The 26123-nt window shown below is 54.6% G+C and carries 16 protein-coding genes; 9 read left to right on the top strand and 7 right to left on the bottom strand.

The features are described 5' to 3' along the window. Positions 1-129: 129 nt before the first annotated feature. The 8 genes from QA596_09490 (at position 130) to QA596_09455 (ending at position 17111) form a co-directional block, all read left to right on the top strand. Positions 130-2862, top strand: coding sequence for a T9SS type A sorting domain-containing protein (locus QA596_09490; protein MDG5767697.1), 2733 nt, complete (start codon positions 130-132; stop codon positions 2860-2862). Between the two features lie 220 nt (positions 2863-3082). Then, positions 3083-4063 (top strand): hypothetical protein, encoded by a 981-nt coding sequence (locus tag QA596_09485; protein ID MDG5767696.1) that lies wholly within the window; start codon positions 3083-3085, stop codon positions 4061-4063. A 272-nt stretch (positions 4064-4335) separates the two neighbouring features. Then, positions 4336-9051 (top strand): T9SS type A sorting domain-containing protein, encoded by a 4716-nt coding sequence (locus QA596_09480; protein ID MDG5767695.1) that lies wholly within the window; start codon positions 4336-4338, stop codon positions 9049-9051. Between the two features lie 139 nt (positions 9052-9190). Next, positions 9191-10906 (top strand): glycoside hydrolase 43 family protein, encoded by a 1716-nt coding sequence (locus QA596_09475; GenBank protein MDG5767694.1) that lies wholly within the window; start codon positions 9191-9193, stop codon positions 10904-10906. Positions 10907-11280: 374 nt separating this feature from the next. Then, positions 11281-13545 (top strand): T9SS type A sorting domain-containing protein, encoded by a 2265-nt coding sequence (locus QA596_09470; protein ID MDG5767693.1) that lies wholly within the window; start codon positions 11281-11283, stop codon positions 13543-13545. A gap of 178 nt (positions 13546-13723) precedes the next feature. After that, on the top strand, positions 13724-14815 hold the full coding sequence (locus QA596_09465; protein MDG5767692.1) for a Gfo/Idh/MocA family oxidoreductase: 1092 nt from the start codon (positions 13724-13726) through the stop codon (positions 14813-14815). Positions 14816-14851: 36 nt separating this feature from the next. Then, complete coding sequence (locus QA596_09460; GenBank protein ID MDG5767691.1) at positions 14852-15073, top strand: hypothetical protein; 222 nt, start codon at positions 14852-14854, stop codon at positions 15071-15073. A gap of 157 nt (positions 15074-15230) precedes the next feature. Continuing rightward, positions 15231-17111 (top strand): DUF4914 family protein, encoded by a 1881-nt coding sequence (locus QA596_09455; protein ID MDG5767690.1) that lies wholly within the window; start codon positions 15231-15233, stop codon positions 17109-17111. A 192-nt stretch (positions 17112-17303) separates the two neighbouring features. On the opposite strand, the gene QA596_09450 is transcribed toward QA596_09455, so the two are convergent. Beyond that, positions 17304-18725, bottom strand: a complete 1422-nt coding sequence (locus QA596_09450; protein ID MDG5767689.1) for a PmoA family protein — start codon at positions 18723-18725, stop codon at positions 17304-17306. Positions 18726-19046: 321 nt separating this feature from the next. On the opposite strand from QA596_09450, the gene QA596_09445 reads away from it, so the two are divergent. Further along, positions 19047-20432: a Gfo/Idh/MocA family oxidoreductase gene (locus QA596_09445; GenBank protein MDG5767688.1), complete on the top strand. Its 1386-nt coding sequence runs from the start codon at positions 19047-19049 to the stop codon at positions 20430-20432. A gap of 76 nt (positions 20433-20508) precedes the next feature. On the opposite strand, the gene QA596_09440 is transcribed toward QA596_09445, so the two are convergent. The 6 genes from QA596_09440 to QA596_09415 form a co-directional block, all read right to left on the bottom strand. After that, positions 20509-21048 carry a hypothetical protein gene (locus tag QA596_09440; GenBank protein ID MDG5767687.1) on the bottom strand — a complete coding sequence of 180 codons (540 nt, stop codon included), beginning with the start codon at positions 21046-21048 and terminating at the stop codon, positions 20509-20511. A 15-nt stretch (positions 21049-21063) separates the two neighbouring features. Further along, complete coding sequence (locus QA596_09435; GenBank protein ID MDG5767686.1) at positions 21064-21507, bottom strand: hypothetical protein; 444 nt, start codon at positions 21505-21507, stop codon at positions 21064-21066. Between the two features lie 144 nt (positions 21508-21651). After that, positions 21652-23013 (bottom strand): hypothetical protein, encoded by a 1362-nt coding sequence (locus QA596_09430; GenBank protein ID MDG5767685.1) that lies wholly within the window; start codon positions 23011-23013, stop codon positions 21652-21654. Positions 23014-23246: 233 nt separating this feature from the next. Further along, positions 23247-24389, bottom strand: coding sequence for a hypothetical protein (locus tag QA596_09425; protein ID MDG5767684.1), 1143 nt, complete (start codon positions 24387-24389; stop codon positions 23247-23249). Continuing rightward, positions 24382-25410: a hypothetical protein gene (locus tag QA596_09420; protein MDG5767683.1), complete on the bottom strand. Its 1029-nt coding sequence runs from the start codon at positions 25408-25410 to the stop codon at positions 24382-24384. The genes QA596_09425 and QA596_09420 overlap by 8 nt, the downstream gene beginning before the upstream one ends. 113 nt (positions 25411-25523) lie before the next feature. Next, positions 25524-25952 (bottom strand): hypothetical protein, encoded by a 429-nt coding sequence (locus QA596_09415; GenBank protein MDG5767682.1) that lies wholly within the window; start codon positions 25950-25952, stop codon positions 25524-25526. Positions 25953-26123: the final 171 nt, after the last annotated feature.

Here is a 26123-nt window from a genome sequence, read left to right as displayed (position 1 = left end):
CTGCAGCAACCCAGCGACCCGGATGAATGTTGTCGTGTTGAAAATAGAATCCCGTCGAGGTCTCATATGAATTCCAGTCAATACCAAAGAAATGCCCGGTTATTCTCCTTTTCCTTATTAACCGTTTTGATGACTTGCTGGATGGTGCTGAATCCCGCAGCGGCATCCGGCAATCCGGATATCCCGCCTGCCCTGTGGGGGGATGAAGGTGTCCGGGAAAACATGATTGAGACAACCGACCGGTGGCGCCAGTATAGCAACACGCCCTTGCCGCCGCAGGAGTACGCGACACACGGGCCGAGAGTGCCGGCATTTCCCGGAGCAGAAGGCTACGGCGCCTACTCGTTCGGTGGACGGGGCGGGAAGCTGTTGCGGGTTACCAATCTGAACGACAGCGGTCCCGGTTCGTTTCGGGAAGCCGTGACTGCGGAAGGCCCGAGAACCATCATTTTCGATGTCTCCGGAACCATTGAGCTGGAAACCCCGGTCAGAATTTTTCATCCGTATATAACCATTGCCGGACAAACCGCCCCCGGCGACGGAATTACCATCGCCAACCGGCAGGTCGATATCCGAACCCACGACGTGATTCTCAGGCACATGCGGTTCCGGCACGGGGAAGGAGACGAATATCGCGGTGATGAATGGATGCTCCGCACCCGCGGAAGCAATCATGTGATCATGGACCATGTTACCGTGACCTGGGGCGTGGACGGCAATCTCGGAGTCACGTTCGCCGATAACGTGACCTTTCAGAACGGTATGCTGGCAAAACCGCTGCATTTATCGCTCCACCCGGAAGAAGAGCGGGCTTACGGAGCACTGGTCAGGGGACGTCACGGGGCGCGGTACAGCTTTCTGCGCAATTTGTGGGCCAACCACGACTCCCGGGTGCCACGGCCGGGGAACTATCTGGATCCGCACACGGATCCGGACGGTGTGCTTATGGACTTCCGAAACAATGTGATTTATCAGGGGCGGGGCAGGAATAACGACGATGAAAGCATCACCCGGTACAACATTGTCAACAACTATCTGCTGACCGACTGGAGCCTTGAGGAAAACAGCAGCGGCAGCCAGGGATATATCGACGGGAATGTGTTGATCGACGAGATTCCCGACGACCAGTGGCGCACTATTTTGACCGCGCGCTTTTTCGTAAACAGGGATCATCACGAACAGGAGCAGGAGTTCGATCCCGGTTCGGTAACCACACTGACCGCCTTCGAGGCACTGGGCTGGGTGGTTGAAAACGCCGGTGCACATATCCGCGACCTGCACGACTCGCTGGTAGTCAAGGAAGTGATCAACCACCACCGCTCGGAGATCCTGGGTGAAAGCGAACCCTACGTATTGCCCGGATGGTGGCAAACAGGAATCATCGACCATCAGGATGAGGTGGGCGGCCTGCCCGATCTGAAAGTGGTAACCATGCCCGAGTGGATCGATACCAACCGTAACGGAATCCCGGACTGGTGGGAGCGGGAACACGGACTGGACTCCAAAAATCCCGAAATAGCACAAATCGACAGCAAAGGTAACGGATATACCAACCTGGAGGAGTACATCAATAATATCGAAGCGATTCGGAAAACACAGCAGCTGATTGCCGTCTCCCACCTGGTGCAGGCCGAGTCGGCAGACAGAAAGGATGAATTTGATGCCTACTTCCAACTGGAGTACAACGATGAGTTTGACTTTTTATATTTGGAAGCCATCGCAGGCGCCGATGACCCGGATGCTGCTCCCGCTCAAGGCCAGGTTACGTTTAACACCGGCCTGGAGGGGGATATTCATATCTGGCTGCTGGTGAACATGCCTTCGGCAGACGCCAATTCGTTTTTTGTCGGGTTTGGTGATGATGAGTTGAAGGCCTGGTCATTTGACTTTGCGGAACACGCAGAGGATTACGGGAACTGGGTGTGGGCCAAATACGAGCCGGAAAACGGATCACTAACCGCATCCGGAAACAATGAGCTGAAAGTTGCAAGCCGTGATGTCGGCGCCGCGCTGGATCGTGTTCTGTTCACGAAAGACCCGGATTATGTGCCGGCAAATCCCGACAGAACGGTTCCACAGGAGCCGACCTACCTGGAAGTGCTGGCAGAATCGGCAGCCGATCAGGTCGGTTTTGAAGACTATTACCAGCTTGTTGAAATGGAAGAGGAAGGGTATACCTATATCGAGGCTCTCTCCGGGATCCATGACCCGGTCTCGGCATCGGATGAAGGAGTGCTCTCTTTCCACAGCGACCTGGAAGGGGAGGTTCGGATCTGGCTGCTGATCAATATGCCGGATCCCGATTCCAATGCCCTTTTCCTCGGCTTCGGGGTGGATGAACTGGCGGCCTGGCAGTTTGATTACAGCGACTCCGAAATGGATTACGGCCACTGGGTCTGGGCGTTGTATGAAGATCAGGCGGGAACCGAAGCAGCACCGTTCACCGGTTCCGGTGATGATCATTTGTACCTGGCAGCCGCTGAAGCCGGACCCAGGCTGGATCGCATCCTGTTTACAGACGATCCTGAGTACGTCCCGGCCGACCCGGACCGGGAACAGATTGCGACCGCATCGGAGCCGTCTATGGCCGATATCCCCCGGGAAACCCGTCTCAGGAGCAATTATCCCAATCCGTTTAATCCCGAGACCAGTATCGTTTATGATCTCCACAAAGATCAGCATGTGCGGATTGAGGTTTACAACGCCATTGGTCAGCGGGTAGCTGTTCTGGTCGATGCTCATCGGCCGGCCGGCACCCATACGGTGCGCTTCGGGGACGGGCGGCTTTCAAGCGGTGTCTATCTGTACCGCATGCATGCAGGCCAGGTAACCCAGACGCGTAAAATGATGCTGGTCAAATAGTGTCATTTTCACATATGATAATATCACTTATGGTCCTGTGCCCCATACGTTATACAACCCCCGCATCCGGACCGCATTGTAACAAACCTTCCTGTCTGCGTTTCCATTGGCAGGCGGGCTTGTTATACTGGATCAAATCGGCGCTTGCCGGTCTCTTTATAGCCCATCGGGCCGGATCCGGTAATAACGGCGATCCGTCCCATCAGTATTTCCTGAAATTATGATGAAACTCAATCTACGCCGGTTGCTCCCTGTCGCAGTCGCACTGGCCATTCTAATTATACTGATTTACCTGGCATTTTTCGCGTCCGGTGTCCGGACGGGGGATCCGCTTGCCGGCCTGGACACCGGATATCTTGTTGCATGGGGCGATGATACCAACGGCCAGGTAAGTGACCTGCCCGGGGGCGATGACTTCGTAGCCGTTGCCGCCGGTTTTCGCCACAGTCTGGCCCTGCGCAGCGACGGCTCCCTGGCTGCCTGGGGTCGCGATACCGACCAGCAAGTTCGGGATACGCCCGGAGAGGACGACTTCATCGCCATTGCGGCCGGACATAACCACAACGTAGCGCTGCGCGAAGACGGAACCGTGATACAGTGGGGATGGGATCCCCATATCACAGACGACCGATCCATTGTGGCGGGCAGAATTCCCCGGCGTGAAGGGCACATACAGATATCAGCCGCCGGGACCCACAGCCTGGCCCTGCATCGGGAGGGTTATATTGTCGCCTGGGGCTGGAACCTGAACCGTCAGGTTACCGACACCCCCCGTGGCAACGATTTCATCGCTATTTCGGCAGGCGAGAATCACAACCTGGCGCTGCGCGAAGACGGAACGGTGGTGGCCTGGGGCAACGACATGCTGGGCTCGGTAAACGATACTCCGGAAGAAGGAGGATTTGTAGCCATATCCGCCGGCGGCCGGCACAGCCTGGCCCTGCGGGAAGACGGCACCATGGTTGCCTGGGGCTGGGACAGCCGCAACGAAGTAAGCGATACCCCCACAGACGGCGGTTACCGTGAAATTTCGGTCGGATACACCCACAGCCTGGCCATTCGCGCCGACTCCTCACTTATTGCCTGGGGATGGGAGCGAAGCAGGGCCGGACAGATTCGCGATCTTCCCGAAGGTAAAGGTTTTATCACCATCGACGCCGGCGATTTCCACAATCTTGCCATCAGAAAATCGCAGCATTGAAGAGACGAACGTGAAATGTCGAGTGGGTGTCACGTAACCTGAGAACTTGCTCGTCCCATTTATATGATTATCCATTCAACGGCATTGCCATATCCGTTTCATATTGCAAAAAACGGAGCGGTAACCCGGCCGTGAATGTATGTGAATGCAGGTACAACCGAAGCACAAAGGAGCAACAGTTACGGTCTTTCCGTTACTGATAACCGTAATTACCATACTTTTAACCAATATAGTTACCGGTTAAATCATCAAAAAGACAAACGGAGTTCCATATGAAAATCACTGTGACAAAAATCTTAACATTAACCCTGTTTCTGTTTTTCTCGGCGGGAAACGCGCTGGCTCAGGATGCGGGTGATTTCCGCTCCGCAGGATCGGGGGACTGGAGCGATGTGGCGGTCTGGGAAACCTTTGACGGCACCGACTGGAGTGCCGCTACTGAGGTGCCCGGAGGCGAAGCCACCATCACTATTCTGGACGGACACGATATTGTGCTGGATGCCGATCTGGCCGTAACCGGCTCCATTACGGTTGAAGGCGAAGAGGTCGGTGAAGGTGGCAGCCTTGGCATAGCCGATGGTATCACGCTCGATTTCGACGGAGGTACCTATGAGCACGCCCGCGACGGCGGATCCATCCCTGTCGCCAATTGGAATGAAGGATCGACGTTTATCCTCTCCGGTTATGTAGGCAACGGCCCCGGCAACCGTTCACAGGAATTTTACAATATTGTGTACAACAACCCCGAGCAGGTGCAGAACCTGAATTTCGGATGGGAAGAAGTTACTATCAGCGGCTCGATCCACGTTCTCAGTACCGGGTCGGCTCGTTTCCACTTTACCGATGCCGGCAGCGGTGACGAAAACACCATTACCATTATGGGTGATGTGATCGTTGAAGGAGGTCAGGTTACCACCACCGGTTCCGGCGGTGCAGCCACCTATCATGTAGAGGTGATGGGCGATGTTCATGTGCACAGCGGAGCCAATCTGGCCCCGAGCCGCGGTGGCGGCGGATTCGCCACATGGGATCTGTACGGCGATTTCATCGTGGAAAATGGTGCTACCCTGCAGGACTCCCACAACGACGATATGGCCCGGTTTGTATTTGCCGGTGATGAACTACAGACGGCAGCAGTCGGTGCCGATGTCTCCTACACGGGAACCATCAACTTTACTGTAGCTGAAACCGCGCATGTTTTGATCGCGGCCGATACCGAGTTCCGGTTTGAGGACGAGCTCCTTATCGCCGAAGGCGGTCATGTTGATGTAGACGGATCGCTGATAGGCGCAGAAGACGCCGTAATTGCACTTGAAGGAGTTCTGGACATCAACGACGGCGGTACCTACGAGCACGCCCGCGACGGTGGATCGATCCCGGTCGCCAACTGGAATGAAGGATCGACGATGCTTGTCACCGGCTATGTCGGACACGGCCCCGGTAACCGCGCCCAGGAATATTACAACTTCACCTGGAACAGCACGGGTCAGGCCCAAAATATCAATATCGGATGGGGTGATGCCACTATTGGCGGAACCATGAGAATCATTGACAGCGGTTCGGCACGTGTTCATTTCCATGATGCAGGCGATGGCGACGGAACCACCACGACAATCGAAGGTGATGTTATTGTGGAAGGCGGCCAGCTGGCAACAACCGGATCAGGTGGCGCAGCCGTTTACAATGTTGTCGTTATGGGTGATGTTCACGTCCATGACGGTGCCAACCTCTCGCCCAGCCGTGGCGGTGGCGGTTTTGGAACCTGGACACTCCATGGCGATTTCATCGTGGATGATGGTGCGACACTGCAAAACTCCAATAATGACGATGAAGGCGGATTCGTATTCGGCGGTTCCTCGACTCAAACGATTGCCGTTGGTGCCGATGTCTCTTATACCGGTGCCATCAACTATACGGTAGCAGAAGATGCGCATGTAGTTGTTACCGCTGACACCGATTTCATGTTTGAGGACGAGTTCCTTATCGCCGAAGGCAGTCATGTTGAAGTCAACGGCGCCTTTATTAAAGCCGAAGACGGAATTGTCGAACTGGATGGTACCCTCGACATCAATGACGGCGGCTACTATGTCTATGCCCGTCAGGAAGGACCTCCGGTACCCCCGGCTAACTGGAACGACGGATCCACCATTAAGTTCACCGGACTGGTAGCTGATGATCCCTCCGGCGCCAACCGCAGTTTCTACAACTTCGTTTGGGACAACCCGAACCAGGCTCAGAACATTGATGTGGGTTGGGGAGCGGAACAAAACACCATCCGCGGTGATGTCCGTGTTGTCAACACCGGTAGCGGTCGCTTCCACATGACCTGGGCCGGTCGCGCCGATTCCGATGTGACGGTCAATATCGAAGGAAGTCTGATCGTCGAAGGCGGACAGGCAACGATGACCGGATCCGGCGGAGCCCAGACCTATTTCCTCAATATCGGAGGTGATCTGATCGTCCATGAAGGCGCCAATTTCGCTCCGAGCCGTGGCAGTGGCGGACACGTATCCGTCCATCTGAATGGCGATCTCTGGGTTGACGGCGGTACTTTGCAGGATTCCCATAACGATGACCTCGGTAATATCACGTTTGTTGCCGATACCACCGGACAGGTTGCTCAAAGCGTACATATCAGCAGAGAGACCTCATTCACCGGTATGGTAAATCTCATAGTTCCGGATTCTGCCATCGTTGAAGTCGCCGACGGGAACGAGTTCTACACCGAGCGCAAAATTATCAACTACGGTGAGATACGGACAGATGGTTCCGGCCAGATGATCGTCGGCAACCATGGTGTCTATGACCACGCCCGAAACGGCGGCACCGTTCCGAATGCCGAGTGGCTGGATGGCTCAACCATCATGTTTACCGGCATGATCGAACAAAACGCATCCAACACCAATCAGAATTATCACAACATCGTTCTTGATACCCCGAATATGGCAAACCGCGGTAATCTGGAGCTGAATGATGTGACGATTTCCGGTGATATCCATGTAAAGAACACCGCCAACAACCGGTGGTCTCTCACAGGGGCACCGTTCCAGGGCGAGGCCATCTTCACTATTCTCGGCGATGTATTCGTGGATGCCGGTACCTTTACGAGTCATGGATCCGGCAATGCTCAGACCACCTACGAAGTGCACCATTACGGCAGCATCTATGTAGGGGAAAATGCAACAAACTTCTCGGTTACCCGCGGATCCCAGAGCGGCGACGGTACCACCCGCTGGTATCTGTATGAGGGCAGCCTGACCATGCTGGGCGGTGGAACCCAAAACTCCAACCCCAGAAGCGGATCCAACTTCGTCTTTGCCGGACAGGATACGGTTCAGTATCTGACCGTTGCCGATGAAGTTGATATCGACAACCTCCCGATTGAGGTTCTCGAAGGGGCATACCTGGATATGGGATACAGTGAAATTGATGGCAATGATCTGTTTATCCTCCATGAAGGTGGAACCCTGGCGACCTCCCATCCGGAAGGGTTTGATGCCAACATCCAGACCGATGCCAGAACCGAAATACCCCGCAACGCAACCTATGTCTTCAACGGAACCGAGCGGCAGCAGTCCAGCTTCACACTGCCGCTTGCAGTGCAAACCCTGGTTATCGACAACGAAGCCGGCGTCGATCAGTCACGGGATATCACTATCCTTGAAACACTGCGTCTGGTACGGGGCGAGTTTAACAACGAATTCGACCTGAACCTGATGGATGGCGCGGAAATCGTCACTATCGACGGTTACCTCCGTTACCCTGTTGGCGCTGAAATTACATTCGCCAATCTCCAGTGGCCCGCTGACGGTGAAATCAGAGAAGGCGAAGAGTTCATGGTCTATGCCCAGGTACACGCCCCCGGATTCACCGATGATCCCGAAGAGTCGGATGACATGGTAGCCAAAATTGGTCTGAATACCGAAAATGTTGCCCCGACAGAAGACGGATGGACCTGGCTGGATGCCGAATTCAATGCGGATTTCGAGCATGAAGGCCATGAGTACATGCTGGATATCGGTTCCGACCTGGAGCCGGGTACCTACTACTACGTGAGCTCTTTCCAGCTTGCCGGTGGCGAAACCGTTTACGGAGGATTCCAGGATGGATTCTGGGACGGTGAAGAGAACGTGTCAGGCGTGCTGACCGTCATGCCTCCGATACCCGAAACGCCACATGCAGTAGGCGATTTGATCAACTACAACGGAAGTTTCGAGCGAGCCGAGCCCGGCGAAGTCGGACCGGGTGATGTCGTGGCCTGGACCCTAAATCCGGGTGACGCAACCTTTGAAATCGTTACGGATGAAGTCTACCATGGTGACCATGCATTGAAGGTTGACTTCGGTGTCTGGAACGGAACGACCAACGACTGGGAAGTCGAACTGGTAAACGAGCCGTTCCATGTGCTGGAAGGCGATGAGCTCGAAGTGTCGATATGGATTAAGGCCGATAACAACGAGCGCGGAGCAAACCTCTACCTCGGTCTGCCTCAAAGCGGCGACTGGGCCCGTTATCCAGGCCATCCAGGTGTTGAAGTTGACTTGTATGACGAGTGGACGCAGTATACCTATCGCCATACCGCCAACGCTGATGATGAAGAGCACGGATTGCGCTATGCCGTGGCTCTGAATATGGAGAAGAACGACGGTGCGATCATTCATGTGGATCATGTCGAGGTTCATATTGTGGAACCGACCGATGCTGATGAGATCGCCGAAATCCCGGATGAGTTTGCGCTGTCTCAAAACTATCCGAATCCGTTCAACCCTGCTACCAATATCCAGTTCAGCCTTCCTGAGCCGGCAAATGTTTCCATCGATGTCTTCACCATTCAGGGACAGCGAGTGGCTACACTGGTACAGGGCAACTACGAAGCCGGTCGCCATACGGTGACTTTCGATGCCTCTTCACTCTCAAGCGGAATCTACCTGTACAGAATTCAGGCAGGCAGTTTCAGTGAAGTGAAGAAGATGATGCTTGTTAAGTAACCAAAAGCAAAGCAGTGACATAACGTAGCAATGAACGGCTGTGCGCGTTGTCTGGCCACCCTCAGACAATGCGTGCAGCCGTTATTTTTTAGTGACCGGCCCACGCAAAGGTCATCACCCACCCAAAGCGCATGTAACCATGTCGGTATCTGTATCCCATCGCACTTTTCTAAATCATTCTACGGGTTTCAAGGCACTTTTTACGGGCCTTGGACTCTTGTTCCTGACAGGGTTGGAAGCTCCTGCCGAAGCACAGCAAACCGAACCGTACGTGTCTCAGGTCTGGGTAGCTGATAACGGCGACGGCACCTATACCAATCCCATCTTGCATGCCGATTATTCGGATCCCGATGTGGTTCGTGTCGGCAACGATTTCTACATGACCGCATCCAGTTTCAACGCATCCCCCGGTTTGCCGATCCTCCATTCCCGTGACCTGGTCAACTGGAAACTGATCAATCACGCGCTTCCACGCCTGTATCCCGATGAGCATTTCAGCAAACCCCGGCACGAGCAGGGTGTCTGGGCGCCGAGCATCCGCTATCACAAGGGGCACTACTACATTTTCTGGGGGGATCCCGACTTTGGAATCTTTATGGTCAAGACGGATGATCCCGAAGGTGAATGGACTGAGCCGAAACTGGTCAAGGGAGGAAACGGCCTGATCGATCCGTCCCCACTGTGGGATGATGACGGTCGCGCCTATCTGGTCTACGCGTTTGCACGCAGCCGTTCCGGTGTAAATACCGTGCTGGTAGTTCAGGAAATGGAACCGGACGCCTCCGGGGTGATCGGCGAAGCGGTGCTTGCCTTCGACGGCCACGATGGACACCGTGTGGTCGAAGGTCCGAAATTCCACAAAAGAGGAGACACCTACTACATTCTGGCACCTGCCGGCGGTGTAACGTATGGCTGGCAACTGGCGATGCGCTCGGATAATGTGTTTGGGCCCTATGAAGAAAAAGTGGTTCTGCATCAGGGCTCCACCGATATCAACGGTCCGCACCAGGGCGGCCTGGTCGAGCTCGAGTCGGGCGAATCCTGGTTTGTCCATTTTCAGGATAAATACGAATACGGTCGCATTGTGCATCTCAACCCGGTTCAGTGGGTGGATGGATGGCCGTTGATGGGAGTTGACAAGAATGGAGACGGAATTGGTGAACCGGTTTCCACATATCGCAAACCCGATGTGGGCGACACCGAGTGGCCCATTGTAACACCGCCGGAGTCCGACGAATTCGACTCGCACAAATTGGGCCTGCAGTGGCAGTGGCACGCAAATCCGTCACTGACCTGGGCTCTGACATCACGTGCCGGTTTTCTGCGCATATACGGCACTCCCTTGCCCGATGATTTTACCAATTTCTGGGATGTTCCCAATCTGCTCCTGCAAAAGTTTCCGGCACCTGCGTTTACGGCGACCACGAAGTTCACCTTTACACCACACATGTACGGAGAGAAAGCCGGCCTGATTGTCATGGGTCGCGACTACTCCTATCTCTCTCTGGAAAAGAGAAGGGATGGCCTTTACATCTCACAAACCGTCACCAAAGATGCCGATAATGGTGGCATCGGAGAGGAGATTTCCGGTGAGTATGTTGATGGCGATACCTTCTGGTTTCGGGCGGAGGTGCGGGATGGCGGCCTCGTGCGATTCAGCTACAGTACGGATGGCCAAAGTTTCTCACATATCGGAGGTACGTTCCAGTCCCGGCAAGGCGGCTGGATAGGTGCCAAAATCGGGCTTTTTGGAGCACAACCGGCCGAATATGATCCCGATGATATTTTTGAATACAGCAGCCGGCATCTTGGCTTTGCCGACTATGAGTGGTTTCGGGTAACCCCGGCAGAATGAGTCATGTTGATACGGATCATTCCGGCAAATCTCCTTGATTACATCCAATGTGCGCAGTGATGAACGACCAAATGTATTTTTACAGCAAAACCGTTGCAAATTTGTTTATTATGACGCTGTTTTGCGTGATGCCCTGTAGGGAGGTGTCCGAGACTCCATCCGGAGGATCGGCTCTATCCACTCCTGACACGCACACTGACCAGTCACCTTACTTGCAAGCTGTTCAGACGTTTGCATACAATATCCTGGAGTGTGGCCGCGACCGGTACGGCAACGTGCATTCCCCCGGTTAACCGGGCAGTGGCCCTGGTGGCTCCACAATAAATATCATCCTCCAAACCGGCTCCGCCTGAACATCGAATCCAAATATTGACATGAAGTACCTTATTCTTACATCATCAATTGTCCTCTGGCTGGCAGTTCATGCCGCATCGCTGTACGCATCCACAGAAAACCGTCCGCCCGATTCCTTTTTTGAACGCGAAGACCCCGGACTGAATGTTTTCAATGGCGAGATTCCCGCCGGTAACCGCATTTATGTGGCACCCGATGGCGACAACGGGCATCCCGGGACCGAGGAGGAGCCCCTGGCGGATCTGAACGCCGCGCTTTCGACAGTGGGGCCGGGCGATGTCATCGTAATGCGTGGCGGTATTTATGAGCACAATGACATGATTCGCATCAACAACCCCGACGGATCGGAGTCGCAACGTATTGTCCTGACGGCCTATCCGGGCGAAGTGCCCGTGCTGGATTTTATCAATCAACCGAAAGAGCGGGGGTATCACGGGCTGTACATCACCGCGGATTACTGGCATATCATCGGGATTACCGTCAGGTACGCGTCACACAATGGTATCCGGAATGACGGCAGCCATAATATCCTCGAGCAATTGACCGCCTATGGCAACCACGATTCAGGTATCCACATGGCCGGTACGGCATCGTTCAACCTGCTCAAGAACAGCGACAGCTTCCACAATTTCAATTACGATACGGAACGGACGCCGCGCGTGGGGAATAACGCCGACGGCATCACCATCAAATTTGAGAACATCGGACCCGGAAATCACATCTATGGATGCCGTGCCTGGGAAAACTCCGACGACGGCTACGATTTCTGGACGGCTCCGAACGAGATCATCCTGGAGAACAGCTGGGCCATTAACAATGGGGATCCTTCGGTATTTGGAAACCCGCCCGATTTCGACGGGGGCGGTAACGGATTCAAGCTCGGTGGCGACGGTGTTGCCGGAAACCATATCGTCAAGCGCTCCATGGCACTGGACCACTCATCCAACGGGTTCGACAGCAACAATAACACCGGGGTACTGACCCTGGTCCACAACACTTCCTACAACAACGGCAATAACTTCAGTCTTGATTACGGCCAGAGGATTGACAACCGATCCGTCTTTCTGAATAATCTGAGCGCCGTTTCCAATACCATCGCAAGAATTCCCTCAGGGGCCGTTGCCCGTGGCAACAGCTGGCAGGAGGGGCAGAGTCTCTCTTCCCAGGATTTTGAAAGTGTGGATACGGAGCTTGCAAAAGGTCCGAGGCAGCCCGATGGTTCGCTTCCCGACGTCGGGTTGCTTCGTCCGAAGTCCGGCACCTTTACGGTGAATGGCGGAGTCGATCTCGGGGAGGTTTATTACGGGACCGCACCGGATATGGGTGCGTTCGAACGTGAAGACGGGGAGATGCATGCGCCTGACTATGTGCTGGATGCTCCCGAGATTCAGGAACCGGTGACCGGCAGTGTTGTGATAACCACGGCCGCCGATTTTTCCTGGACCGAAGTGGCCGGGGCTTTGGAATACGAAGTGCAACTGACGCCGTTCAATTTTTACGATCCGTCGTACGTGGAGATCGAAGAGCTGGCCGGACAGTCCGCTATCCGGGTGCCATCGACGCTGACGGGCGACCACTATTACCGATGGCGGGTACGTGCCCGAAATGAGGAGGGGGTAAGTCCATGGTCGGATGAGCCGCTCTTTTACACGGAATCGGAGCTGCCCTATCTGGAAGTTGCCGTCGTGAGTCCGCGTGACGGTGCTACCGTATCACCCGAGGAGACGGAATTTGTCTGGGAGCCTGCCGCCATCACTGCGGAATATCAGTTTCAGCTGACCGAAAGCAATTTTTCAAGGCCCGAGAATATCATGATGGACACCACGATTGCCGGGACGACATTGGTTTACCCCGGAAGGCTGAAGGACTATCACAACTATCGGTGGCGCGTGAGGGCCAGGACAGAACACACCGACGGAAACTGGTCAGAGCAGCCGTTTTTCTACACCTCAGGCTACACGCCTACCACGGCGGAAGAACCGGGGGGGAGCATTCCGGATCATTTCGTATTGCAGGGAAACTACCCCAACCCCTTCAATCCGTCCACACAAATCCGTTTTGGCATTCCGGAAGCATCCAGAGTTCAGATTCGGGTGTATGATATCACAGGACGGGAGGTGCGTATGCTGGTGGACGAAGTGAAAAACCGCGGATACCATCAGGTCACCTTTGATTCGCAAGGATTGTCCTCCGGGATCTACATGTACCGGGTACGTGCCATTCCGGCGGCCGGGGCGGCCGGAGATGTCTTTATGGAGACCCGGACGATGACGTTGATCAAATAACATGAGGCTAAGATTTGGTATCATGTGGTGTTTTCATCTGTTTATTTTTTTTTGAATTCAAGCGGACAGATGGAGCATTCATGGAAATATTCATGAACTTGTGTGCCCTGGCGCCGGCCCGGTCATGTTCATTTCATTAGATGACGACTTAATAAACCGGAAAAAGCCTGGACCTTCAATGGAAAAACAAAAGATCTGTTATGGCCTGGTCGGATGCGGGACGATTTCCGACACGCATGCCCGGGCTATCGAGCGAACGAGTGAGGGACAACTTACGGCGGTATACAGCCGTAATGGGGATAAGGCGTCGCGATTTGCCCGGGAGTTTGACGCCGAGCCGTACACCGATTACGAAACGTTTCTGGCGCATGACAAGCTGGATGCCGTAGTTATCTGCACACCATCCGGAACCCATCTGGACTACGGCATTGCAGCGGCACGTGCGGGCAGACATGTGGTCGTTGAAAAACCGATTGAAGTCAACATGGAGCGCGGCCGGGCATTGCTGGAGGCATGTGAGAAGAACGGGGTACGGCTGACGGTGATCTATCAAAACCGGTTTATTGATGATGTGGCGGCGATGAAGCGTGCTTTTGACGACGGAGTGTTGGGACAGCCCGTTATGGTGACCGCATCGGTGAAGTGGTTCCGTGACGACGAATACTACCGGAATGCGCCTTGGCGCGGTACACTAAAACTGGACGGAGGCGGCGCTGTCATTAATCAGGCGATCCACACGGTTGATCTGCTCCAATGGATTGCGGGGGATATCCGGGAAATTTCGGCATACACCGGCACGCTCACACATGATGGCATCGAAGGAGAGGACAACGCCGTTGCCTGTTTCCGGTTGTCCAGCGGAGCGCTGGGTGTGTTTCAGGCCTCAACATCCATCCGTCCCCCTCAAAAACGCAAGCTTGCCATTCATGGCACAGAAGGAACGGCGGTTTTGGATGGAGACCGTTTGACGATTTGGAAGAGTAACGGAGAAGAGGTGGACCCGGCGGGATGGAGATCCGGAACAAACCCCGAACCCGGTTCACAGTCCGCCGCAAAAACCGGTACTTCAGCAAAAAAAGCTGACAGCTCCACCGGTTCAGGCGCATCCGCACCGTTGGCCGGAATGAGTTTTGAAAACCATTACCGGCAGTACGAGACCATCAATGCCTCCTTGATTAATGGTTCTGAAATGGCCGTATCCGGTGAGGAAGCACTCAAATCACTGGCGGCTGTGGAAGCGTTGTACCAATCGGCCGGGCGGCGAAAATAAAATATCTGACGAAACAAATTTCGTGCATCGAAACAAATGAACCGAAGATCACAAATCAGCAAGATCAGCCACAAATTACTCGGACGTGAAGTGATGATGCTGGTGAACGAAAAGCAGCATGCCGGAATGCATCAGGCGCATTTTGACGGAGGTCGCCTGACGTCGGGTGTCTATCTGTATCGTCTGGAAGCTGTACCGTCGGGAGCATCAGACTTTGATCGTTTCATACAAACACGAAGAATGTTGCTTATAAAGTAAGTCGCTAATAATAGTGTTCTTATTTTGTTCCCGATTTTGCAAAGCCTGGATCAAATTAATAAGTTATTTACAAGAAAGCGTTATCTTCCAGCCTGAAAAAGCTGATTGCAAGCTGCATATAAGGTCCATTAAATATTCTTTTATCAATACGTAATTTATGAATGCATCGACAAAACCTCATTTTGATTTTGAACTCCCCGCCGATTTCAAAGAGCTCATCCGGGAAGCACCCAGTGTAACGGTTGCAAAAAGTGTTGACGACCTGGTCAATCTCGCTGTAGGCGGTGAAGACGGCATGTCGCATGAAGTGTATTATGACCTGCCCGATGGTGAAAGAAAACACGAAGCCGTTGTCCACAGAGTGAAGAACGGGATTGCGGCCAACTACACGGAAGCTTACATGCGGCGCCGGGATCCCAAGACGATGGTGATTGCCGATGATTTCCCCACAGACAAGACGACCTTCAAAAGCCGGTTTAATTACGATTTTTCACAATTGCGCAAGGAGACATTTGACTGGTTGAAAAAGCAGGACCTGGCCATGTTCTTTTTCCATGCGGGAAAACCGGGTATGGGTACCGATGCCGTGGCTGTGATCCCTGCCAACGCCGGTTTTTTTGGATTTGGCCTGGCGCTTCTGCAGGGCATGATTAATCCGGATGAAGTTGACGAAAATTTCAAACCCGCCGCATTTATCTATACCGCGCCTCCGTTCAGACACACCCATTTTGACGGCAAGCAGGTGGTTGTTCACAACAGGCAGCCCGACAACTATGAGATGTTCAGCTACAATCTCTATCCGGGCCCGAGTGCCAAAAAAGGCGTCTACGGAATGCTTATCGGGCAGGGAGAGGTGGAAGGATGGGTCACAGCCCACTGTTCCGCCGTACAGGTCAGAACTCCTTATGACAATGTGGTTACCTTCATGCATGAGGGTGCAAGCGGGGGCGGCAAAAGTGAAATGCTGCAACTTCCGCATAGAATGCCGGACGGACGTTTGCTGCTGGGAGACAACCTCTTCAAAAATGATAAAAGGCATCTGGAATTGTCGAAAACCTGCGATCTGTTGCCGGTAGCCGATGATATGGCACTATGCCATCCCACATTGCAAAAAGACGACGGCAAGTTGTGGCTGAAAGACGCTGAAGAAGGCTGGTTTGTCCGGGTCGATCATATCAGGGAATACGGAACCGATACCGAATTGGAAAAACTGACGGCTGTTCCACCCAAGCCGCTGCTCTTCCTGAATATCGAATCGGTGCCGGGAGGAAGGGCCATGATCTGGGAGCATGTGGAAGATGAACCAGGTGTGCCATGCCCCAACCCAAGGGTTATTTTGCCAAGGGAGATTGTCCCCGGCATTATATCTGAACCGGTAAATATTGACATCAGAAGTATTGGGTTGCGCACCCCCCCATGTACTTTGGAAGAGCCCAATTACGGGATCGTCGGACTGATGCATGTATTGCCACCGGCTCTTGCCTGGTTGTGGCGACTGGTTGCGCCGCGCGGCCATGCCAATCCGAGTATTGTCCAAACCTCGGGAATCAGCAGCGAAGGTGTGGGCAGTTACTGGCCGTTCGCTACCGGGAAAAAGGTAAAACAGGCAAATCTCCTGCTGGAGCAGATCGTTCAGACACCCAAAGTGCAGTATATTTTGACCCCCAACCAGAACATCGGGGCCTGGGCGACAGGCTTCATGCCGCAATGGGTGGCCCGTGATTACCTGGCCAGAAAGGGTAGTGCGAAATTCACCGAGGAGCAGATAACTCCGGCCCGTTGCAACGTGTTGGGTTATGCACTGACCTACATGACGTTCGAAGGGCGCACTATTCCGCCCTGGATGTTGCAAGTTGAGCTGCAGAGGGAAGTCCAGGAAGAGGGCTACGACAGAGGCGCTGAAATACTGCTTGAGTTCTTCCACAGAATGTTGAAGAATTTCCAGTCGCCCGAACTGGATGATCTTGGGAAAAAGATCATCGAATGCTGCCTGGACAACGGTTCCGTCAAGGACTACGAAAAGCTCATGCACAACTGACAGATCGCGATTATTGACAAGGAGTGCTTCTCAAATTCGGGGTTCGGTGATCAAAGCCGGACCCCGGCCAGGTTCAAAGGGCGAGCCTTCCGTTTTTTTTTCATGAGCCGCAACCTGACGGGGAATGACGCCATTCTACCGTCCGGTAAAGAAGCCCATAGCCCGAGAATCATTTTCGGAGTGGAAAACTGCTCACCGCTCATGCACCGTCACGCCGGGAGGATAGGCGTAATCGTTCCAAAGTCTGTCGATCAGCCCCGGATCAGGATCCCCGTCGTAGGTCACAAACCGGTACCGGGCGACATACGGATTGCCCGGATCGATGCGCATGTCGCCAAGCTGTGTCGGTGCGAAATTGAAGAACGGGTCGACGGGATGGATGCGCATGGTTTGCGGAAAGCGGTAGTTGGAGGGGTGGCCGAGCACGGCAATTCCGGCAAGCTGTCCGCCGGTGTAACCGCCGATATGTGCCCATCGGGCGCGGGTAGCATGCCCGTCACGACCGAGGCCTCCGGATGTCAGGAAGGAGCAGTTGCCCGGATCGCCCCAGTCGGGGTGCCCGCGGAATCCGATCCCGCCGTACCGGTACTCAGGGAGGATCAGAGGGTGACCGGTATTGGCCGTCTGTGTGACTTCAAGGTCGAAGAAAAGCACATCCGTCGCTTCGGGTGAGCGGTAAACGCGGACTTCCCACTGCTCGTTCAGTGCAACGGCGGGTTCATCACCCGAGAGGTCATAGAAATGGTGCCGTGCCCGGAATCCGCCATGAACCGCTCCCGACCACAGCGTATGCATGGTATCGATATCGACCCTTCCGGTATTTTGATGGATGTTCCAGAAGTCGGGCGTATTTCCGTTAAAACGTGTGTTGGTCCAGGCCGACCATATACCAGCATGGTGGGGGTGTCCGTCGGGATCCAGGTGACTCGTAAGCTCCACACCCTCCGGTGAGTAGACGGGGTGGATGTAGCCGCCGCGCCGGTAGCGTTCATCCAGTTCGGCAGGCGGGTCGTTGTCGCCGTGAAAATAGTTCAGCACCGGGTTGCCGTTCACGGTAAAGGTAACCGTTCCGGGATCAACCACGGGGAGGACAGTCTCATCGGCGGCCTCGTCGACCGATTCCATCGGTTGGGATCCATCGAAAAAGTAGGTTTTCGATTCCCCGGCCGGCAGTTCATCCAGTATAAACCAGCCGGAATTCCGGTCATCCACCTGGAGGGCGGTAGAGTGGCCGGCATCGTCGGTCAGCTGATAGTACCCGGGAACAACCGCTCCGGGAAACTGCAAAGAAACAATGGTTTCTTCACGGTCAAAGGAACCGGCCGAAACGGTGATGGTATAACTTGCGCGCTCTTCATCTATCACTCCATCCGGCGATGCCGATACCGGAGGGGATGGCGGGGCCGGCGGCTCGGCTTCCTGCCCGGTGCAGGCAAGAAGAAAGCATAGAAGGAGAAGGGGAAAGAGTCTTGCGGCATTTCCGTGGCCAATTGCCGTTCTGTCCGGCTGGTTCATTCCGGTGGACGGAACTCCTGGGAACCGGGTATTTGTCATGCCGCTGAAAGCTGCAAATTGTCCTGGAAGCATGGTCGAGAAACGGGCAGGTGTTTTCATAGCTGGAAAGGGATTTATCATAATCGGGAAAAAGGGTCACGGATAATCCTGACTTAAACCATCTTAGTAGTACCCTTTACCGGTGAACCTAACAAGAAAACCGGTTTTTTGTAAGGGAAAATGTTAACAATGAACAGGCGTCGTCCGGTCTTCATTGCTCTGCAGGGTGCCGGCGATGCAAAATAGATTTTCGGGTAAAGGATGAGGTGGCCATGGCCCGGCACGTCCATGCACAACGGTGAGTGGGTGGGGTAGGCATGGCAGCACAGCACGCACACAGGGTTTCACTCCATTTATAATCAGATAAAACGCGACTTTGTTATGAAAAAATCGGACCAAACCATCAAATCTGTCGAATCCATTTCACGAAGAAATTTTATCAAAACGGCGGGGCTTGCCGCAGGCGGGACCATGCTGGCCGCCGGACCAGTTATGTCTTTTGCCGCCCGCCGGTCCGGTAGTGAAAAAATGAAAATGGCCCTGGTGGGTACCGGAGTGCGCGGAGTGGCGATGTTCGGCAGGGAGCTGCTTGAGGATTACGGTGAGTATGTAGAGCTGGTGGGGATTTGCGATCAGAATCCGGGACGGCTGAACTACGCCTACGACTATATCCAGCCCGATGGCCCGGCGTTTACCGATCTGGATGAGATGCTTGAAAAAACCAAACCCGAATGGCTGATTGTCACCTCGTGGGACTGGGAGCATCACAACCACATTATTTCGGGACTGAAGCACGGTTGCCACATCATTTGTGAGAAGCCCATCACCATCGACGAAGAGAAAGCAGAGATGATTCTTGAAGCCGAAAAGAAATTCGGCAAGCAGATCATCGTCACGTTCAATTACCGCTGGGTACCCCATCGTGCAAAGCTCAAGGAGCTGTTGATGGAAAAGACGATTGGTGATGTCACCGCCGTCGAGTTTCACTGGCATATTACCCACGACCACATGAAGCGCTACATGCAGCGGTGGCACGGTGAGCGCGACCGCGGAGGAACCCTGTGGGTCCACAAGTCCACACACCATTTTGATCTGATGAACTGGTGGCTGGATTCGGATCCTCTTGAAGTGTACGCCAATGCAAGCCTGGACATGTTTGGCGCCGGCAATCCTTTTCGCGGGGCCAATTGCCGCAATTGTGCCCATACCAACGAGTGTCCCTATTTCTGGGATATCCGGGAAAACGACCACCTCAGAAAGCTTTACACCGACAACGAACACTACGACGGCTACATCCGGGACAACTGCGTGTTCCGCAAACAGATCGATATTTACGACAAACATTCGGCCGTGGTTAAATACGCAAATAGCACCTACCTCAACTATTCACTTACCGGCACCAGCAACTATGAGGGCTTCTGGATTGCATTCAACGGGACGAAAGGAAGAATTGAAGGCAAGGAAGGAGGATGGACCGGTGGTGAAGACGCTCAGGAGTGGCACATGCAGTTGATCGGAAAGGATCCGGAGGTTATCAGGGTTCCGCGAGCCGAGGGCGGGCACTGGGGAGCCGATCCGCTGATTATGGACAAACTGTTCAAGGATCCCGATCAGGCGGATCCGCTGGGTCAGTCGGCGGGAACACGAGATGGCATCATGTCGATACTGGTCGGTATAGCAGCCCGGAAAAGCGCGGAGTCGGGCAAAAAAATACGCATTGCGGATCTTACCTCTCTCAAGCCCCAAGCCAAACGCCCCAACTCCTGAATGAAGTGATGCCGGGTTCTGCTGTGATGTGTTGCCGCAGTGACAAGAGGCGTGGGAGCTGTTGCCCGGGATATTATCAGAGCGGGATCTGATCAGGGTTGGTTGCAGCCCTGTGTCTGAGCAGTAAATCCGTTTGTACTCTGGATCGCTTAAGCGGGGTATGGGCGTCCGGGTCAATATGCTGATCCGGACGGCTTTCGGTCTCCAGGCTGATTCTGAGAAACGGGGCAAAGTTGAAGTCGATCGTATCGGGTTGTGCCAAAAACCGCAGATCCGACAGGCTCATTGGGTGGCTGGTGGTGTCCGGTGCGCCATGACTGTTGGTGATCGGGTTGAACGGGTGCCGGATGATCTGAAGGTTTCTTTCTGCTCTCTCGATGGCTACATGGTCTCCGGAGGCTGTTCTGAATTGCAGTAAGGTGTCGGGTTCGGCAAGAAAGCTGTCAAGGTCTCTGACCTGTTCCTGGATCAGTTCAAGGGCGACCGACGATCTGGACTGCAGTTCCGTATGAAGGCGGCTCTCTACCGATGTTTCAAGAATGAATACATTGATTCTCAGTATCAGCAGAACCAGCAGTCCGACGAGAATGGGGGGTATGATCAGATCCGCTTGCATGGTATCAGGGGGCTGTCACGGGTTTACAGATTCATGAATCGGAAGGACAGCCGTTACGTAGGTTGCTTTTGGAATAATCTCGCCCTCCTCTTCAAGAAAGACGGCAACGGTTACGAGTCTGCCTGTTTGTCCCAGTGCCAGGGTTCGCTCATTGGAGATATCAAATGTGGCATGGAGGGTATAGCCTGAAGGGGAGGTAAAGGACCATCTGCGGCCGGGGTCGTTTACATTGTCCAGATTGCCGAATTCGGCTTCGAGCTGGTTGAAATCGAACGCCGGATTGTAGGAATGGCGCTGAATCCGGTCGCACAGATCCCGCCCGACGATAAGTGCATCGGTGCGGGCCTGGTTTTCGACCATATTGTGCACCGCCTGCACATGAGTCCGGTTGATATTTACGGCGATGATCGAAAGCAGTACAAAAGCGCCGATACTGAGTAATGTCTGGCCGGTTGCCATGGCTGTTAGATTAACTGGAAGGTGTAAAGGAAACAGGTAAATGCATGATCAGCCGAAGTGTAAGCTGACGGCGCCCTTGTCACCGTGTTTACCACCGCACTGGCTTTCGGCCAGGCGGGGGACGGGCTATCAGGAGCCGGGTAGTTAATACCAGTGGGTGAAAGTGAACAATGGCTGTGAGTCGTCTTCTTCTTCGTTAATGATATCGGGCAGATCTGCCTCAAACTCGTCATCAAAGTCAACGGTGGATTCACCGGATGCGGTAAAGGTTTTTGCCACAACCGCGCCTCTTACGTAGCCCGATCCTTCAAGAACAAAATCCGCGTTGGGTGCAAATATGGCCCTGGATACAGTACCGGCGCTGCCACTGAAGGTGATTTTATCTCCGCCGCTTATGATGTTTCCCCGAAGCTGATTGGAGCCACCGACCGAGATGTCGGCATCCTTCACAAAAAGGTTGGAGTTCATTTGAATATCACCACCGAACCCGATTTCGCTGGATCCGGCGTAGTAAATCATGACCTTGTCGGAATCTCCGCTCTGGTTCAGCGTGCTGCTTCCCTCCAGGAGAAACTGATTCTCCACATAAATGGTGAGGGTCCCGTCTCCGACCACATTCAGGTTGCCCTGGGTCATGTTGAGATCACGCGTATGCAGCACACAATCCTGATTGCCGATATTCAGGGTCATGCTTCTGTTTTCGCCAACCGCAACCTCCTCAACCCGGTGACCATGGAAGAAACTGCATTCAAAAGTGGATCGGGTGTGCTGTTCTGCTTCCGTTGTGACGCGCAGACTGCGGCCGGTCAGGACACTGTTGGGCATTGAGGGAAACGGGGGCATTTCATGCGTCATCTCCCGGGGTAACCTGTTTCGCTGGCCGGTAACATCGTCATAATGCAGGTGCTGACTAACCGGAGGGGCGATAATGAGAATGGAGTCCGGGTCGGATCCGGCACCGACTGATAGGTTGCCGTCAATAACGGCACCCCAATCGAAAGTGACGCCATTCGAATTTGTGCTGTTGGTGGCAACATCCCCGTTAATTTTCGCACTCGGAAGCAAGGTAATGTTACCATCGGAGAATACCGCATGGTGCAATTGCGGCCACTCAAAAAGATTTCTGTCGTTGAACAGCAGACCAACCCTGGAAGTATATCTGATATCGTTAAACCGGCCGGTGGCCTCTACGGAAATCACGCTGTCGCCGGAGTTTTCAAACAGAAGGCGGAAGGAGCCGTCCATGTCCGGCCAGTCTTCGAAACCACCCCCGGAGGGATAGGAGATCTGGCTGTCGGATCCGGGAATAAAGTCACTTTCGCTGTCACTCTGCAGTTCACGCACAGCAATGGCCAGTACCGCTTGCGCAATATTATTCGCCTGGTGATAACTGTACGTTTCCGTGGTTCTGATGTCCGACGCACGGTATGATTGTACCAGTACGTAACTGAATGCAGACAGGGACAGAAGAAGTGTGGAAACAATGATTACGGCATATTTTCCCATGGTAAATAATGATGACCGCAAGTGCAGCAGGAATCTCCGGCCGCATCCAAATATTATCTCAATCCCAAAAACAAGCTAATCATCTGGCCTGCATTTGGGAAATTAAGTTTTTCTCATAAACCATTTGGTTGGATGTGTCTTAGTGGATGCTGTTCAATTATTTAGCATGGAGTTAGTGTGTGCAGCGACCGGGGACACATATCACTGCCTGATTACAGGCAGGATCGGCGAAATCATTCATCAGATTTGCGCAGGCGTTCTACATGGCCGAGGGTATGCGTATCGGAGGGTGCTGCATCCCATAGAATAGACCGGATTCGAGGGAGGTGGAGAACCAACCCGGCTTTGGTGCGCCTGTTCGGCTGAAGGGTTTCGCACTCGGTTTCAACGACAATTCCGGGTTTCAGCGAAACGGTGGAGCCGAACCGGTCGGCGGCAAGTTCCCGGATCCGGAGACTCAGCCTGGACATTTCTTCATCCTTGAGTCTCCCGTCGTCCGGCACGTCTGCTTTTCCGATTGGGATAAATTGTTCGGTGTAGCGGGGATCCTCATCCACCCGGACCCCCAGGGTGAGTTCGCCGGGAATGCGGGATCGGCCGGAAGTCCAGCTGTGCGCATACATCACCAGGGTGGTCAGTGTGATGGTTTTCGGCGCTTCTGTACCGGAGAGCAGCGAGTCGAGTTCCTTGCGTTTGGCCATCAGTGCCGCAGTGCCGGGGTTTCGCGTTATCAGATGCGCCTGCCGGACAGCCGCCGGGTCGGCGTCGAATGCCAGGGCGATGCTGTCAAGCACTGTTTGCAGATCCGTTACGGAGCCGGTCCGCCCGGCTTGAAGCATGGGAATCACATACCGGATCTCCACGGGTGTCATCTGCTGCCAGAGGTGCTGCAGCAACCGGATTTTTTCCTTTTGGTCGATGGAGGAGGCCAGGGTTTCGATGTTCAGCATGACATCCCGCAGTGACGGCTGCACCGGTTTGCGTCGCTTTATCGCTATCGGCATGTTCGCCATCAGTTTTTGGATGGCTTCGGAGGCACTCCCGGTCGCCTCCCGACAAGGCCGGAACACATGCTGGTAATCGATGCCGCAGAAGTCGGATGCCGCCAGCGCAACGGTACGGTGCCCGGCCGCAGAGGATGTGACGCGGCCGGAACCGGATTCCCCGGGGACGCTGCAGTTTGCAGCCAGGCAGACGGCCCGCACCAGGTCGCCGGTATCGTCCAGCGATTTCAGGTAATCTGCAAAAAGCGCTGCTTTCTGCGGACGGCTGCGTGCACCGGAGACGGCGGCCAGAGTTTCACACAGCCGCAGGAAGGCGTTATTTCGCACATGCAATCGAGGGGACCATGCCGGGGAGTCGCCGGTGCTATTCATGCCGGTTCTCCTCCAGCGCCAGCCTGCCGGCACGGAACCCTTCCTGCTGCAGAAACCAGGCGGCAACATCGGGGTTCGGACTGTGGGTCAGGTGGATGTTCTTCGGACCAATTCGGCGGCACAGTCCGAGAAGTTCGAAGAAGTCCAGGTGGTCGGATAGCGGGATGAGGGTGTCGGCGGCCATGCCGGCACCGCGGGTTTCGAGTGTGGCCCACCCCGAGACATAGGCGATTCGCAGGTTCGGTATATCACGTAACTGCCGGGAGTCCAGGGTATTGGACGGGGTGATGAGCGTCTTGCCCGGCAGGGTTTCGATGTCGAGCGGCTCCCAGTCACCGAGCGGCACGCCATGTTTTTCATATACGCGGCAGAGCTCTGCGCCGGCGGGGTGAATCTGAACCTGCACCGGGGGATCCGTGTCACCAAGGATGTGCATCACCTCCTGTGCCTTGCCCAGGTTGTAGCAGAGCATGACCGGTGTGGCTCCGTTTTCCAGCGAATCGTATACGAAACGGCGGATGTCTCCGGCCAGCTCGTCGTACGGTGCCCATTTGTACAGGGGCAATCCGAACGTCGCCTCAACGATCAGTTCGTCGACGACGCGATCGGGAAGCGCGAACCCTTCGGTTACCGGGGAGGGAGGTGTGCGGCAGTCGCCGGTGTACAGCAGCGATCCGGAATCCGTTTCGACAAAAATCATGGCAGACCCCAGAATGTGTCCGGCGGGGTAGAGGGTGACTCTGGCTTTCGGTAAACAGATGCTTTCGCCGAACGGTACTTCACGAACCGGACCCTTGTGGCCGCGGGCGCGGATCAGGTCGGCGGTTGCGGGTGTGGCGTACACCGGAATGCGGCGGCTGCGCGGGGCGTGGTCGGAGTGCGCATGGGAGATGAAGACATGGAACTCGCTTTCGTCTCCGGAACGGCTTTTACGGCTCCGCGGCGGGGTTCCATCCAGCACAACGTCTGCCTCAGGCAGGAAGATCCCGTGGTATCCCGATTTTTGGAGTGTTACTGCCATGGCGTTGCCGGAAATAATGAAACGGTTATCATTGAGGGGGTTCGGGGGGATCGGGTTGCATGGGTGGTTGACTGCCTCGCGCAAAGGCCGTGGTTGAGCGGGGCTCGCGCCGTCTATCCCATGATGGCCAGGCGGTAGATCAGCAGCATCAGTACCATCGCGGTGGATAGACAAAAGAGGCCTGCGTAGCGCAGAGAGCGCATCAGGCGGTCGGGGTACCGGGGGATGGCCGGCCGCAAGCGGGGCCAGTGGGTGAGCAGGTTGGATACCGTGAAGCTGAGACTCACCAGGCCCAGGCTGAAGACGATGTCAACCGGTGAGCGCAGAACAAAAGCAAACACTAGGGAGGCCGTCGAAAACAGGAGCAGATACCGGGCGGATTTTAGCAGCATCGGAGGGCGGCGGTCACTGGACGCCGCATCGCGCAGATAGTCGTAAAACGGGGCGGGCCGCAGCAGCCAGATCATCCCTTGAACCAGCAGCAGAAGCGCAAGGACGCTGTAAAACAGCAAAAACCAGTTAAAGGCGAGATGGTTGATCATGAAATGGAAAGGGACGTACCGCAGGCTCCGGGATATTGTGAATCTTTGTTGCAAACCGAATATATTGCATCCCGCATCGCCATGCAAAGAGGCGTGGTGTTGCGGCCGGTTGATCCGGTATCCGGACCTCAAAACAGATATCGTAACTGTCCGATCGTCCCGTTAACCCGC

The organism is Balneolales bacterium ANBcel1, assembly GCA_029688905.1.
In the GTDB taxonomy this organism is placed as follows: domain Bacteria; phylum Bacteroidota; class Rhodothermia; order Balneolales; family Natronogracilivirgulaceae; genus SLLW01.
The sequence above is the reverse complement of the archived record's forward strand: the minus strand, read 5'-3'. Positions and strand labels throughout refer to the sequence as shown.

Bases quoted from the DNA above. Each gene is read 5' to 3' on its own strand.
- QA596_09430 (MDG5767685.1), bottom strand. From the start codon at position 23,013: ATGGGAAAATATGCCGTAATCATTGTTTCCACACTTCTTCTGTCCCTG.
- QA596_09485 (MDG5767696.1), top strand. From the start codon at position 3,083: ATGATGAAACTCAATCTACGCCGGTTGCTCCCTGTCGCAGTCGCACTG.
- QA596_09480 (MDG5767695.1), top strand. From the start codon at position 4,336: ATGAAAATCACTGTGACAAAAATCTTAACATTAACCCTGTTTCTGTTT.
- QA596_09490 (MDG5767697.1), top strand. From the start codon at position 130: ATGACTTGCTGGATGGTGCTGAATCCCGCAGCGGCATCCGGCAATCCG.
- QA596_09440 (MDG5767687.1), bottom strand. From the start codon at position 21,048: ATGCAAGCGGATCTGATCATACCCCCCATTCTCGTCGGACTGCTGGTT.
- QA596_09445 (MDG5767688.1), top strand. From the start codon at position 19,047: ATGAAAAAATCGGACCAAACCATCAAATCTGTCGAATCCATTTCACGA.
- QA596_09415 (MDG5767682.1), bottom strand. From the start codon at position 25,952: ATGATCAACCATCTCGCCTTTAACTGGTTTTTGCTGTTTTACAGCGTC.
- QA596_09470 (MDG5767693.1), top strand. From the start codon at position 11,281: ATGAAGTACCTTATTCTTACATCATCAATTGTCCTCTGGCTGGCAGTT.
- QA596_09460 (MDG5767691.1), top strand. From the start codon at position 14,852: ATGAACCGAAGATCACAAATCAGCAAGATCAGCCACAAATTACTCGGA.
- QA596_09465 (MDG5767692.1), top strand. From the start codon at position 13,724: ATGGAAAAACAAAAGATCTGTTATGGCCTGGTCGGATGCGGGACGATT.
- QA596_09420 (MDG5767683.1), bottom strand. From the start codon at position 25,410: ATGGCAGTAACACTCCAAAAATCGGGATACCACGGGATCTTCCTGCCT.
- QA596_09450 (MDG5767689.1), bottom strand. From the start codon at position 18,725: ATGAAAACACCTGCCCGTTTCTCGACCATGCTTCCAGGACAATTTGCA.
- QA596_09475 (MDG5767694.1), top strand. From the start codon at position 9,191: ATGTCGGTATCTGTATCCCATCGCACTTTTCTAAATCATTCTACGGGT.
- QA596_09435 (MDG5767686.1), bottom strand. From the start codon at position 21,507: ATGGCAACCGGCCAGACATTACTCAGTATCGGCGCTTTTGTACTGCTT.
- QA596_09455 (MDG5767690.1), top strand. From the start codon at position 15,231: ATGAATGCATCGACAAAACCTCATTTTGATTTTGAACTCCCCGCCGAT.
- QA596_09425 (MDG5767684.1), bottom strand. From the start codon at position 24,389: ATGAATAGCACCGGCGACTCCCCGGCATGGTCCCCTCGATTGCATGTG.